This is a genomic window from Ottowia cancrivicina (assembly GCF_029813755.1).
GTDB lineage: Bacteria > Pseudomonadota > Gammaproteobacteria > Burkholderiales > Burkholderiaceae_C > Ottowia > Ottowia massiliensis.
On the sequence record NZ_JARVII010000020.1, the window covers coordinates 39,315 to 51,072 of the forward strand.

At 62.1% G+C, this 11,758-nt stretch carries 13 protein-coding genes, 2 tRNA genes and 1 pseudogene; 6 read left to right on the forward strand and 10 right to left on the reverse strand.

The features are described from left to right. Positions 1-8: 8 nt before the first annotated feature. From QB898_RS09755 to QB898_RS09770, 4 genes are all read right to left on the reverse strand, one after another. On the reverse strand, positions 9-1,277 hold the full coding sequence (locus QB898_RS09755) for a tetratricopeptide repeat protein (protein ID WP_279524796.1): 1,269 nt from the start codon (positions 1,275-1,277) through the stop codon (positions 9-11). 363 nt (positions 1,278-1,640) lie between these two features. After that, on the reverse strand, positions 1,641-2,756 hold the full coding sequence (locus QB898_RS09760) for an ABC transporter substrate-binding protein (RefSeq protein ID WP_279524797.1): 1,116 nt from the start codon (positions 2,754-2,756) through the stop codon (positions 1,641-1,643). Positions 2,757-3,025: 269 nt separating this feature from the next. Next, entirely contained in the window at positions 3,026-3,751 is a 726-nt protein-coding gene (locus QB898_RS09765) for an ABC transporter ATP-binding protein (protein WP_279524798.1), read from the reverse strand. Further along, the gene (locus QB898_RS09770) at positions 3,748-4,551 is read right to left on the reverse strand and encodes an ABC transporter ATP-binding protein (protein WP_279524799.1); all 804 of its coding nucleotides are present in this window, start codon (positions 4,549-4,551) and stop codon (positions 3,748-3,750) included. Before QB898_RS09770 ends, QB898_RS09765 begins: the two co-directional genes overlap by 4 nt. Positions 4,552-4,791: 240 nt before the next feature. Here QB898_RS09770 and QB898_RS09775 point away from each other — a divergent pair, with 240 nt between their 5' ends. Then, a complete protein-coding gene (locus tag QB898_RS09775) occupies positions 4,792-4,938 on the forward strand; it encodes a hypothetical protein (RefSeq protein WP_279524800.1) in 147 nt (48 codons plus the stop codon). 306 nt (positions 4,939-5,244) lie between these two features. Here QB898_RS09775 and QB898_RS09780 read toward each other — a convergent pair whose 3' ends face one another. Further along, entirely contained in the window at positions 5,245-6,324 is a 1,080-nt protein-coding gene (locus tag QB898_RS09780) for an alkene reductase (RefSeq protein ID WP_346429807.1), read from the reverse strand. Positions 6,325-6,592: 268 nt separating this feature from the next. On the opposite strand from QB898_RS09780, the gene QB898_RS09785 reads away from it, so the two are divergent. After that, positions 6,593-7,525 carry a LysR family transcriptional regulator gene (locus QB898_RS09785; protein ID WP_279524801.1) on the forward strand — a complete coding sequence of 311 codons (933 nt, stop codon included), beginning with the start codon at positions 6,593-6,595 and terminating at the stop codon, positions 7,523-7,525. Between the two features lie 159 nt (positions 7,526-7,684). Here the strand turns inward: QB898_RS09785 and QB898_RS09790 are convergent, their stop codons facing one another. After that, the gene (locus QB898_RS09790) at positions 7,685-8,215 is read right to left on the reverse strand and encodes a MaoC/PaaZ C-terminal domain-containing protein (protein WP_102284127.1); all 531 of its coding nucleotides are present in this window, start codon (positions 8,213-8,215) and stop codon (positions 7,685-7,687) included. Between the two features lie 117 nt (positions 8,216-8,332). Here QB898_RS09790 and QB898_RS09795 point away from each other — a divergent pair. Next, positions 8,333-8,408 (forward strand) — tRNA-Ala (locus QB898_RS09795). Positions 8,409-8,639: 231 nt separating this feature from the next. On the opposite strand, the gene QB898_RS09800 is transcribed toward QB898_RS09795, so the two are convergent. The 4 genes from QB898_RS09800 to trxB form a co-directional block, all read right to left on the reverse strand. Then, positions 8,640-8,727: transfer RNA gene (locus QB898_RS09800), tRNA-Ser, on the reverse strand. A gap of 20 nt (positions 8,728-8,747) precedes the next feature. Then, complete coding sequence (rpmG, locus tag QB898_RS09805) at positions 8,748-8,918, reverse strand: 50S ribosomal protein L33 (RefSeq protein WP_050714450.1); 171 nt, start codon at positions 8,916-8,918, stop codon at positions 8,748-8,750. Between the two features lie 31 nt (positions 8,919-8,949). Beyond that, on the reverse strand, positions 8,950-9,183 hold the full coding sequence (gene rpmB, locus QB898_RS09810; protein WP_279524802.1) for a 50S ribosomal protein L28: 234 nt from the start codon (positions 9,181-9,183) through the stop codon (positions 8,950-8,952). 189 nt (positions 9,184-9,372) lie between these two features. Next, positions 9,373-10,323, reverse strand: coding sequence for a thioredoxin-disulfide reductase (gene trxB, locus QB898_RS09815; RefSeq protein WP_279524803.1), 951 nt, complete (start codon positions 10,321-10,323; stop codon positions 9,373-9,375). A 331-nt stretch (positions 10,324-10,654) separates the two neighbouring features. On the opposite strand from trxB, the gene QB898_RS09820 reads away from it, so the two are divergent. From QB898_RS09820 to QB898_RS09825, 3 genes and pseudogenes are all read left to right on the forward strand, one after another. Continuing rightward, entirely contained in the window at positions 10,655-11,320 is a 666-nt protein-coding gene (locus QB898_RS09820) for a Crp/Fnr family transcriptional regulator (RefSeq protein WP_050714452.1), read from the forward strand. A 46-nt stretch (positions 11,321-11,366) separates the two neighbouring features. Beyond that, positions 11,367-11,429: pseudogene (locus QB898_RS13455) on the forward strand (hypothetical protein); the annotation flags it as partial. Between the two features lie 153 nt (positions 11,430-11,582). Beyond that, the coding region (locus tag QB898_RS09825; RefSeq protein WP_279524808.1) for a transposase at positions 11,583-11,758 on the forward strand (176 nt) is incomplete at its 3' end.

Sequence of the window (11,758 nt, forward strand, 5' to 3'; positions counted from 1 at the left end):
GGCGGCGCTCATGCGGCGGCTCCGGCGGCAGGTGCAGGCGGCAAGGCTGGCTCCACTTCAGCGCGGATGATTTCCAGCCGGCGCGCATCCACGCACTGCGGCGCCAGGCGCCGCACGGTGGCCAGCGCCCGGCGCGCGGCCTGCGGCTGGCCATTGCGCGCCAGCGCCAGCGACAGCTCGCAGGCAAAAGAAATGGCAGACCACCAGAACACGGGGTTGCGCTGCGTCCACTCCAGCGCGGTGCGGCAGGCGGCGGTCAGCAGCGCCACGGCCTGGCCGAAGTCGGCATGCCGCGCATCATCGAGCGCCAGCAGGCCGCGTATGCCCTGCTCGTACATGGCGATGAAAGGGGGCAGCTCTCGCGTATTCACCCGCGCCAGCAGCCGCCGGGCTTCATCAAACTGCCCCAGCCGCTCGCGCGTGATGGCCAGGTCCATCAGCCATTCGGGCCGGTCCGGCGCGGCAGCCAGCATGCCCTCCAGCACGGCGGCGGCCGTGGCGAAATCGCCCGCGCGCGCGGGCAGCAGGTATTCAAAAATGCCCAGCGGCTGACGGCTGGCCGCATCGGCCCCGCCGGCCTCAGCCTCCGGGCGGCAAGGGTGCGCCAGCAGCTCGGCGCGCGCAGCGGCCACGCCCTGATAGCGCGCGGTCATGCAAGCGCTGTAAAAAGCCAGTTCCCAGGCCATTTCACGCAGGCCGGGCGCCCACGGCCGGCTCAGCGCCGCATCCGTGAGCGCCTGAAGGCTCTCCTGCAAGCCCATCGCGTCGCCCGCCAGCGCGGCGCACAGCCCCTGCCGGTGCTGCAAGACATGACGCCACGCCAGCGCGCAGGAGGCAAACGGCGCCGCCATGCCCAGCGCCGCCAGCAGCGCCACCCACCAGGGCCACTGGCGGTACAGCGCCAGCGCCAGCGCCACGCTCAGCCCCAGCAGCAGGGGGCGATGCCGCGCCGCCGTCTGGCGCAAGCCCTGGGCGAGGCTCAAACTTTGCTGCTCCATCTCCGCCACCAGGCTGGCCGCCAGGTCTGCCCATTGCTGCGGCGTGACTTCATCGGGCGGCACGCCAAAGCGCTGCCGCGCCGCTTCTTCCAGCGGCAGCAAGTCGCTGGCCATGTTCAGGATGCGCACGTTGCCCAGCTGCGGAAATTCGCGCCCGATCACTTCCAGCGCCTGCCGCGCGTCGCTGGCCTGCACCACGCCCTGCGCGCGCCGCCCGCCGGGAGCCGTGGCGGTGTAGAGCCAGTGTTTGCGGAAAGTGCGGGTTTCTTGCTGTGCCATGCGGCGATTGTGGCAAGGCGGGCAAAGCCGCCGCTCTGGCCAGCCTGCCCGCGAGCGCTGGCGGGGAGCGATGGCGGGGAAATGGACAGAAAAACAGTCCATGCGCAGGGCCAGGCTCACGCGAGGCCTGGCCTGATTTCGCTCCTCTATCCATAGCATGAGGTCCTAGAAGAAACTGCGCAGCAAGGCATTCAGGACCCCTTGAATTTGCTCCTGTTTTGGGTGTTCTCTGATGGATATTGCCAAGGCGCAGGCTCTTTTCCGCTCAGGCTCTCTGAACAGGTTTTCAGCGCTTCAGCGGCCTGCTTGCCGCGTTTTCCAGCGCGGGCAGAGCTTGAGCGGGCGCGAATCCGCCCGCTGGCGTCAATGCTTGAATTTGCCTTCCGGCGTCAGCACGGCCAGATCGGTGTGGCTGGCGCCCTGGCGCTCGCCCTTGTAGTTCAGACCGTAGCCGGTGCCCAGGTCAATGTTGGCGGCAGCATCCAGCCAGCGCGAGAGGTCGGTCTTGTTTTTCACCTGCCCGTTTTTCACGGCTTCAATCAGCAGGCGGGCGTTCAGGTAGCTTTCAAAGCTGAGGTAAGAGGGCTTGAGGCCCGCCGCCTTGGCGATGCGCTGGTAGTCCTGCTGGGCGGGCAGGCGGCTGCCCCACGGGCTGGGGGTGACGGTGACGAAAGCGGCCATGCCCATGTGGCCTTTTACGCGGTCGGCGTACTGGGCGTCGGCCTGCGCGGCCAGGTTCAGCACCAGCGGCAGGGCGGCCTTGGCGCGCCAGGCGTCCAGCAAGGCGGCCGATTGCTGGCTGTCGGCCAGCAGCAGCAGCGCGTCGGGGCGGGAGGCCATCAGCTCCTCGGCGGCGCGGCGGTAGTCCGGCAAGCTGGCGTTGAAGCGGCGGGGCACGAAGCGCAGGTCCGGAAAGCGGTCGCGCAGCTTGTCCAGCTCGCTGGCGTAGTCGATGCCAAAACCGTCTTCCTGAATGAACACGCCCACGCTTTTGAGACCGGTGGCGTTGATGAAGCCCAGCAGCCGCAACAGCTCGCTGCTGGCCGGGGCGCGCACGGCGTAGGTGTACCAGGCCTGTTTGCCGCGCAGGGCGGACGAACCGGCCACGGGGCCAAGCAGGGGCACTTTGGCCTTGGCGCAGATTTGCTGCTGCGCCAGGCAGCTGGGGGAGCCAAAGCACGACAAAAAAGCTTGCGCGCTGGACACTGCGGACGAGGCGGCTTGCGTGGCCTTGACGGCGCTGTAGCCGTCATCCAGCGATTTCAGCTCGATGCGCACGCCGCCCTTGGCGTTCCGGTTGTAGTCGTCCAGCGTGGCGCGGGTCATGGCGTTGATTTCGCGGCCTGCCTGCGCCAGGGGGCCGCTGAGCGGCACGATCTGGACCACCTCCAGCGCCTCTTGCGCGCAGGCGGCCAGCGGAACAGCGCCCCACGCCACGGCGCAGGCCGTGGCCATCACGAATTTCAGCAGCGCAGCCATGCGGTGTTTCCCCAGAGTGAGTTGGTGCCAATGCGTTGATACGAACATGACGTATCGTTAAGTATCGCCTAGTTACATTGGCCCATGCCATAGCCGCGCCAAGCTGATGCTTGCGGAATGCGAAACAAACAGCCGTATGAAGCAGGCGTTCGCGTGCGGCAGGCGCGTTTCGCCTTGCGCTTTTGCAAGCGCAGGCAGCCCGGTGAAAGCTGAAAAACGCGCCATCGAATCAAGCAAGCGCCCAAGCAGCTGCCCGAGCGCGCCGCCCGTCATATCTGAAGCCACTCGCGCCAGGTTTTTTCATCGGCGCGCAGCGCCTGCGGCGTGCCTTCAAAGACGATGCGGCCCTGCCCCATCACCAGCGCACGGGTGGCAATGCGCAGCGCGATGGAGAGCTTTTGCTCGATGAGCAAGATGCCCAGGCCCCGCGCTTGCAGCATTTGCAGGCAGCGGCCCACCTGCTGGGCCATCAGGGGCGACAGCCCTTCCGTGGGTTCATCCACCAGCAGCAAATCGGGGTTGCCCATGAGCGTGCGGCAGAGCGTGAGCATTTGCTGCTCGCCGCCGGAGAGCACGCCCGCTTCGGTGCGCTCGCGCGCCTTGAGCGGCGCAAACAGCTCGAACATGTCTTGCATGCGCCAGGGCGCGCGCCCGGCCGCCCCCTGATTCGCGCCCTGTTTCGCGCCCTGTTTTTCGCCCAGCAGCAGGTTCTGGCGCACGGTCAGGCGCGGAAAGACATCGCGGCTTTCGGGCACATAACCCAGCCCCAGGCGGGCGATTTCATGCGCGGGCCGCCCCAGCAGCGGCTGGCCGCGCCAGCTCACGCTTCCGCTGGCGGGCAGCAGCCCCATGATGGCCTTGGCGCAAGTGGAGCGCCCCGCGCCATTGCGCCCCAGCAGCGCCACGATTTCGCCCGGCGCCACTTCCAGCCGCACGCCGTGCAGCACTTCGCTTTTGCCGTAGCAGGCGCGCAAGTCGCGCACAAGCAGCGTCATGCCCGCCCTCCCGCATGGGCGGCCTGAAGCGAATCCGGTGCATCCGGCCCATCCGCTTCGCTGCCCAGGTAAACCGCTTTCACGCGCGCATCGGCGCGCACGGTCTCGGGCGTGTCAAACGCCAGCAAGCGCCCTTGCGCCAGCACGGCGATGCGGTCTGCCAGGCTGAAAACCACGCCCATGTCGTGCTCCACCATCAGCAGCGTGCGCCCGGCCGTCAGCTCGCGGATGAGGCCGATGAAATGCGCCGTCTCATCCGCGTTCATGCCTGCTGTCGGCTCGTCCAGCAACACCACGCGCGCGCCGCCAGCCAGCGTGATGCCGATTTCCAGCGCCCGCTGCTCCGCATACGCCAGGTGCGCCGCCATCGCGTGGCGGCGGTGCGCCAGGCGCGTGCGCTCCAGCAGCTCATCGGTGCGCTGGTTCACATCGCGCAAGCGGCCCAGCCAGCGCAGCAGGCTGTAGCGGTAGCCCAGCGCCCACAGCGCGGCGCAACGCAGGTTGTCCTGCACGCTCAGGCCGCCAAACACGCGCGAGACCTGAAAACTGCGCGACAGGCCCATGCGGTTGATCTCAAAAGGCCGTTTGCCATCCACGCGCGCCCCGTGCAGCCAGATTTGCCCGCCATCAGGGCGCGTGCGCCCGCTGATCAGATCAAACAGCGTGGACTTGCCCGCGCCATTAGGCCCAATCACCGCCACGCGCTCGCCCGGCTGCACCGCCAGGCTCACGCCGCCGATGATTTCGCTGGCGCCAAAGCGCTTGCGCACGTCTTGCAGGGCCAGGGCGGGCAATGTCATGGATAAATTCCGGTTTTCAGCGTCAAAATCTCGCGCGCTGGCATCGTTATTTCATTATCAACGTGAATGGCAGATAAAGGCTATGCGCGCAGCGCCGTCAAATCATGGCTTCAAATCACAAAGGCGGCTTGCAAATGCTATTTTCGCCTTGGGCGAAACGGCCTGCGCACTCATTCCAATCCGGCTTTCCACCCATCCATGCCGCATCAAATTTCCTGGCCGTGCCCGCCGTTTTCGCACATGAACTCTTCCGCCACCTATTCATTTTCCAATAGCGAATATACCGCCTCCGGCGCGCCCTTTTCCCAGAACCTGAAGAACGCGCAGGGCGAATCGGGATGGCGCAAAACGCAGCCAGTGGCGAAGCAGGCTGAAGCCCCTATTTAGCTCCTCTATTCATAGCATGAGGTCCTAGTGGAACGTGCGCAGTCGCCCGTTTTCACGGCCTTGAATTTGCTCCTTTTTTATTATGCCAACCCCACCCCGGGGTCTTCCTGCAAGCGCCTGGGCCTGCGCGCTCGCCGGAATGCCTGCGTTTCCGCCCGCCATCAAACACATTGCGCTGGCATAGCCTTTTCCGGGCGATAAATTCAGTGCAGGCGTCGCATTTTCAAAAACCCGTTCCTGAAAATCTGAAGCGCATGAAAAACCGCCTGCGTATCACTGGCGGTTTTGTTTTTGACGCCCGGCGGATCAGGCGGGAAGAAATGGATAGTCAATATAGCCATACTCGCCGCCGCCAAACAGAGTGGGGCGGTCCGGGGCATTGAGCGCGCCGTTTTGCTCAAAACGGCGCGGCAGATCGGGATTGGCCAAGAAAAGCGAACCATAGGCGATCAAACTGGCAATGCCTTTTTGCAGCTCGGCTTCGCCGCTTTCGCGGGTATAAGCCGTGCCTGCCACAAGTGTATGTGAAACGAGTTTTCCGAATATCTCAATCTCATCGCCTTGCGGATAATGCGGCAGCAGCGGGAACATGGGGCTGCGTTTCATCAATTCCACAAAAGCAAAATCAAGCTGGTTCAGCTCGTTGATCAAATAAGTGTAAGTTGCCAAGGGATCATCGAACGCAATGCCCGCGTAAGGGTGCAACGGACTGATTTTGATGCCGACTTTGCCGCCGCCCACGGCGGCAATCAGCGTGCGCATGACTTCCAGCGTGAAACGCGCTGGCGATGCTGCCGCCATATTCTCATCCGCGCGGTGGTTGGCGGAATCAGACAAGAACTGCTGCGGCAAATAGCCATTGGCGGCATGCAGCTCCACGCCGTCAAATCCGGCGGCCACGGCATTTTGGGCCGCCTGGGCGTAGTTGGCAATGATCTGGCGAATTTCCGGCAGCGCCAGTTCGCGCGGCGTTTCATATTCCTTCATGTTTTGCGAGGTGAAATGCTGCGCGCCTTCGATTTTGACGGCCGAAGGCGCCACGGGCAATTGGCCGCCGCGATCCACGGAATGGCCCACGCGGCCAGTGCGCCAGAGCTGGGCGAAAATGATTCCGCCTTTTTCATGCACGGCCTGCGTGACTTTGCGCCAGGCGGCGACCTGTTTTTCTTCAAACAGGCCAGGCGTGAGCGGGCTGCCCAATGCGTCGGCGGAAATATTGATGGCTTCCGACAAAATCAGGCCCGCGCTGGCGCGCTGGGCATAATACTCCGCCGTCATGGTGCCGACCACGCCGTGAATATCAGCGCGGCTGCGCGTCATGGCGGCCATGACCATGCGGTTTTTCAGCATCAATGACCCCATCCGGAATGATTCAAGCAGTTTCATGCGTTTTCTCCTGAAAATGGTTTGGAGAATTCAACTCCGCAATTAGCTGATTGACATCAGCGCATTTTCCTCATTTCGCCAAATGGAGCCTGTCCAGCTCATGGCGCCGGCCCGGTAACCAATCAGCAGCAAAACGGCATTCCGGGCGCCGAATGCGTTCATTCCAGAACCCTTTATGCGAATATATGAAGGGACTGACAGCATATTTCCCTTTCGCAGAAATAATGCGCAATAAAATGGAAAACACTGTTCATTCAACGGAACAATCATGCTGATATTGGATGACATGGCGCTTTTTGTGGCCGTGGCGCGGGCTGGCAGCTTCACGCAGGCGGCGCAGTCGCTGGAGATGCCCAAGTCCACGCTGTCGGCGCGCGTCAGCCGGCTGGAGCAGCGCATGGGCTTGCCGCTGCTCGAACGCAGCACTCGCAAAGTGGAGCTGAGGGAGGCGGGCCGCCTGTATTTCAACCGGGCCGACGCACTTGTGAGCGAAGCTGGGCTGTTGCATGAGCAGCTGGGCCATCTGCTGCGCGAGCCGCAAGGGCTGCTGCGCCTTTCCGTGCCTGTGGACTTCACGCATGAATTCATTGCGCCGTATCTTGGGGAGTTCTGCGAACGGTTTCCGCTCATTCAGCTCTCTTTTGATGTGACGCCGCGCAAGGTCAATCTGATCAGCGAGAGGTTTGACGTGGCCATTCGCGCAGGCAAGCAGCCGGATTCAGGGCTGGTGCAGCGCCTGCTGGCCATGTTTTCAGGCGGGCTGTATGCCGCGCCTGCCTATGTGGCGCGGCACGGCGAGCCGCTGGAGCCTGCCGATCTGGCCCGGCACCAGTGCCTTCGCTTTCCACCAGGTTTTGATGATGTGTGGGAGTTGCGCCACGCACATGAAATGGCCGCCCAGGCAGACGGCGATTCGGCCAATGACACAACGATTGACGGCAACACGCCCAGCCCGCAATCACGCAGCATCCGCGTAAATGGCCGCATTGCTTCCAACAGCCTGGGATTGAACCTGCGCCTGGCGCTGCACGGTTTTGGCATCGCAGCGCTGCCTGACGCGCTGGCCGCTCCGCTCCATATGCGGCGCAAGGCCGTCTGCAAGCGCTGCTACCAGGCCGGCAGACACGCGCCGTACCGGTTTATGCATTCACCGCCAACAAACTGCTGCCCGCCAGGGCGCAGGCGTTCATCGACTTTCTGAAAGAAAAGCTGGCCGGATTAGCTGTTTAAAAAAGCCGCCTGATTTTGTATAAGCTTCAAAAAACAAAACAGCCGCCCTTCCTTCCATAAAGCATGGCATTGAATGCCATTCAGCTCACGGAAGGAAAGGCGGCTGTAATTCTGCTTAGTGATCTATCTTTCAGGCCACAGTGAACGCGGCAGGCGGTTCTATATGCGGCAAAACCAGCGAGGGGCGCGGCTGGCGAACTTTGGCGACAGGAGCCATGACATACGCTTTGCCACTGATCACGCGCTCACCTTTCTGATTGGTTACCTCGCAATCAAGAGTGACGCGCTTTTTGGCTGCCTCCAAAGAAGCCACCGTGACGCTGGCCGTCAGCTCGTCACCGATGTGAACCGGGCGCATGAATTGCAAGCTTTGCTCCAGGTAAATCGTTCCAGGCCCAGGCAATTGGGTGCCCAGCACAGCCGAAATAAGCGCCCCGCCCAGCATGCCATGCGCAATCACGCCATGGAAAAGGGTGTCACGGGCATACGCGACATCCAAATGCGCCGGATTCACGTCGCCCGATACGGCGGCGAAAGCCAAAATATCCTGCCCTGACACTTGCCGCGTCATCTGGGCCGATTGGCCGACGCGCAGTTCGTCAAAGGTCACGTTTTCAATCCACTCGTGGGCGGATGCATTGCTTTGTGTTTCAGGTTTCATGGTGTCAACAACAGCCTCCTGAGCTGTATTTTGCACGCCAATGCTCTCCCTGCATAGCTCGGCTTCCCTTATTGCACGAACGCATCAATGCGCATATAATCGCGCCCTGCAATGCATGGGGGGGTAGCTCAGCTGGGAGAGCGCCGCGTTCGCAATGCGGAGGTCGGGAGTTCGATCCTCCTCCTCTCCACCACATATCAAAAAGCCAACCATTTCTGGTTGGCTTTTTTCTTGGGCCGTCCAATGAAAAACCCGAAAGCTTGCCGTCCAGCCCCGGTGCGGGTGGCGGGCTGGGCTGGTTTATGGCGGGCAACTCAATTGGACAAGCGCCGCTTGCCATTTGCCTGCCCGCCTGAATTTCAAAGGCGCCAGGCAAAAGCAGCCCAATAAAAAAGCAGCCGTGAAGGCTGCTTTTTTATTGGGCTGGCGGAGGCGGTGAGATTCGAACTCACGAACGGTTGCCCGTTGCCGGTTTTCAAGACCGGTGCAATCGACCACTCTGCCACACCTCCTTCCCGGTGAAGAAACACGCTTATTTAAGCTTCACTTCCTTGTATTCCACATGCTTGCGGGCCTTGGGGTCGAACTTGGTGATCGACATTTTCTCCGGCATGGTTTTCTTGTTCTTGCTGGTGGTGTAGAAGTGGCCGGTGCCAGCCGTGGATTCCAGCTTGATTTTTTCGCGTCCGCCTTTGGAAGCCATGATATTTCCTTTGTTTGTTCAGAAAACGGGATCAGGCCTGGCCGCGAGCGCGCATGTCAGCGAGCACGGCGTCAATGCCTTTTTTGTCAATCAGGCGCAGCGCAGCGCTGGTGACGCGAAGGCGCACCCAGCGGGTTTCGCTTTCAACCCAGAAACGGCGGTATTGCAGGTTCGGCAGGAACCGGCGCTTGGTTTTGTTGTTGGCATGGGAAACGTTGTTGCCAACCATGGGCTTCTTGCCCGTGACTTCGCACTTGCGTGCCATATTGGATTGCTCCGTTTTAATAACAGCCGGGGCTGGACGCCGCGCAACTCCCAGCCGCTGGCTGGCTGCAACTCGCCCCGTGCTTGACCTCGCCAGGAAAGGGTGGCGGTATCCCTTCTTTTTTGCCTTGGGTTGATTCGGCAAAGCGGCGGATTATAGCGGCGCATCCACGCCATTCGCCAGCAGCTCTCAGCCCTGCTGCTCCAGAAAGCGCTGGGCGTCCAGCGCCGCCATGCAGCCCGTGCCAGCGCTGGTAATGGCCTGGCGATAGATGAAATCCTGCACATCGCCTGCGGCGAAGACGCCGGGCACGCTGGTTTGCGTGGCAAAGCCATGGCGTCCGCCCTGGGTGACGATGTAGCCGTTTTCCAGCTCGAGCTGCCCCTGGAAGATGCCGGTGTTGGGCGCGTGGCCAATGGCGATGAAGCAGCCATGCACGGCCAGCTCCTGCGTCTGGCCGCTGGCCGTGTCTTTCAGGCGCACGCCCGTCACGCCCATCGCGTCGCCCAGCACTTCGTCCAGGGCGGCGTTGAGCTTCAGCTCGATTTTTCCTTCGCGCACTTTTTCATGAAGGTGATCCACCATGATGGGTTCGGCGCGAAAGCTGTCTCTGCGGTGCACCAGATAGACCTTGCTGGCGATGTTGCTGAGATACAGCGCTTCTTCCACTGCGGTGTTGCCGCCGCCAATCACGCAGACGGGTTTGCCGCGATAGAAAAAGCCGTCGCAAGTGGCGCAGGCGCTCACGCCGCGCCCCATGTAGGCCTCTTCAGAAGGCAGGCCCAGGTATTTGGCCGTGGCGCCGGTGGCAATGATGAGGGCGTCGCACGTGTAAACCGCGTTGTCGCCCGTCAGGGTGAAAGGCCGGGCAGACAAATCGGCCGTGTGGATGTGGTCCATCACCAGTTCGGTGCGAAAGCGCTCGGCATGCGCTTGCAGGCGCTGCATCAAATCAGGCCCCTGTACGCCGGCCACATCAGCGGGCCAGTTGTCCACTTCAGTGGTGTTCATGAGCTGCCCGCCCTGGGCCATGCCGGTAATGAGCACGGGCTGAAGATTGGCGCGGGCGGCATAGATGGCGGCGGTATAGCCGGCAGGGCCGGAGCCAAGAATGAGAAGGCGGATGTGTCGGGTTTTCATGGAGATGGCGGCAGGTGGTTTCACGCACCGGAGTGCAAAAAGGATGTGCAAAAATAGTAGCAAAAACCCGTCAATCGAAACATTTGCGGGAATAGGCGGATTTTAAGAACCCGTTCGAAATCCGGTCGCAAGAGGCAAGTGCGGTTCGGAATGGGCTGCAAGGCGCAGGCGGGCGTGACATCCCGGCGAGGATTTGCGAAGCCCAAGAGCGCCCGAGGCCCCGCGCTTTTCGCGCCCACGGACAGACTTTGAACAGGTTCCAAAAGGTTGCCTGGCCGCCATTCGCCAGCCCGCCAGAGGGGTTCATCAAAAAAATCAAGGAATTGAAGTCATGTCCATGCTCTCCAATCTGGATTTGGTTCGCCGGGTCCCTTTGTTTTCGACATTGTCAGACGAGCAGGCCGCGCAAGTGGCAGAGGCGGTGGTCAAGCGCCGTTTCAAACGCGGGCAAACCATCGTCGAACAGGGGCAAAGAACGGACACGCTGTTCATTTTGCTGAATGGCCGCGCCCGCGTGATCATGACCCGTGGCAATCGCGAGGTCATTCTGGCCTCCCTGCATCCGGGCGACCACATTGGCGAAATGAGCATGATCGACAACGCCCCGCACTCGGCCACCGTGCGGGCTGACATACAGACCGACACGCTCACGCTCAGCCGCGACGCATTCATGCAGTGCCTGCCCGATGGCTCATCTATCGCCTACGCCATCATGTACGGGCTGGTGCAGCGGCTGCGGCAGGCAGACCGCCAGATCGGATCGCTGGCGCTGATGGACGTATATGGCCGCGTGGCCCATGCCTTGCTGGACTTCGCCGTGGACCAGGGGCACGGCGAGCTGGTCGTGCAGGAAAAGATATCGCGCCAGGACCTGGCCCGCATGGTGGGCGCCTCGCGCGAGATGGTCAGCCGCGTGATCCGGGGCCTGGAAGAAAGCAACTTCATCCGGCAGCAAAAAGACGGCACCATCCTCATCGTCTCGCGCGACAGGCTCTGAAAGGCCGTCTCAAAAGGGGCAGCTCGGATATGGCGCAGACAAAAGAATCAAAGGGCACAAGCGCCACATAGCTGTAAACATGATGGGGCTGCTGCTGGCCATGATGGTGCACTCGGCTGGCATTCAGGACCGTGCAGGTGCCAAGGCGTCACTGGTGAGGCTGCTCTTGCGCTTTGCGTGTCTCAAGACCCCCCTTTTGTGGATGGCAGCTACACGGGCACTAGGGCCTGTTGAGAATCCCCTCTTATGCAGCAATCCCGCCATGGAAAGAAGAGTATTGAGCGACAAGCAGTGGGCACTGATGGCCCCGCACTGCCTGGGCAAGCCTGGCGATGCGGGGCGGAGAGGCACGGACAAGCGTTTGTTTGTAGAGGCCGTGCTGTGGATCGTGCGCACAGGCAGCCCCTGGCGCGATTTGCCTGAAGAATTCGGCAAATG

Excerpts from the sequence above, each read along its gene's own strand:
- QB898_RS09755 (WP_279524796.1), bottom strand. The coding sequence starts at position 1,277 with ATGGCACAGCAAGAAACCCGCACTTTCCGCAAACACTGGCTCTACACC.
- QB898_RS09760 (WP_279524797.1), bottom strand. The coding sequence starts at position 2,756 with ATGGCTGCGCTGCTGAAATTCGTGATGGCCACGGCCTGCGCCGTGGCG.
- QB898_RS09765 (WP_279524798.1), bottom strand. The coding sequence starts at position 3,751 with ATGACGCTGCTTGTGCGCGACTTGCGCGCCTGCTACGGCAAAAGCGAA.
- QB898_RS09770 (WP_279524799.1), bottom strand. The coding sequence starts at position 4,551 with ATGACATTGCCCGCCCTGGCCCTGCAAGACGTGCGCAAGCGCTTTGGC.
- QB898_RS09775 (WP_279524800.1), top strand. The coding sequence starts at position 4,792 with ATGAACTCTTCCGCCACCTATTCATTTTCCAATAGCGAATATACCGCC.
- QB898_RS09780 (WP_346429807.1), bottom strand. The coding sequence starts at position 6,324 with ATGAAACTGCTTGAATCATTCCGGATGGGGTCATTGATGCTGAAAAAC.
- QB898_RS09785 (WP_279524801.1), top strand. The coding sequence starts at position 6,593 with ATGCTGATATTGGATGACATGGCGCTTTTTGTGGCCGTGGCGCGGGCT.
- QB898_RS09790 (WP_102284127.1), bottom strand. The coding sequence starts at position 8,215 with ATGAAACCTGAAACACAAAGCAATGCATCCGCCCACGAGTGGATTGAA.
- rpmG (WP_050714450.1), bottom strand. The coding sequence starts at position 8,918 with ATGGCTTCCAAAGGCGGACGCGAAAAAATCAAGCTGGAATCCACGGCT.
- rpmB (WP_279524802.1), bottom strand. The coding sequence starts at position 9,183 with ATGGCACGCAAGTGCGAAGTCACGGGCAAGAAGCCCATGGTTGGCAAC.
- trxB (WP_279524803.1), bottom strand. The coding sequence starts at position 10,323 with ATGAAAACCCGACACATCCGCCTTCTCATTCTTGGCTCCGGCCCTGCC.
- QB898_RS09820 (WP_050714452.1), top strand. The coding sequence starts at position 10,655 with ATGTCCATGCTCTCCAATCTGGATTTGGTTCGCCGGGTCCCTTTGTTT.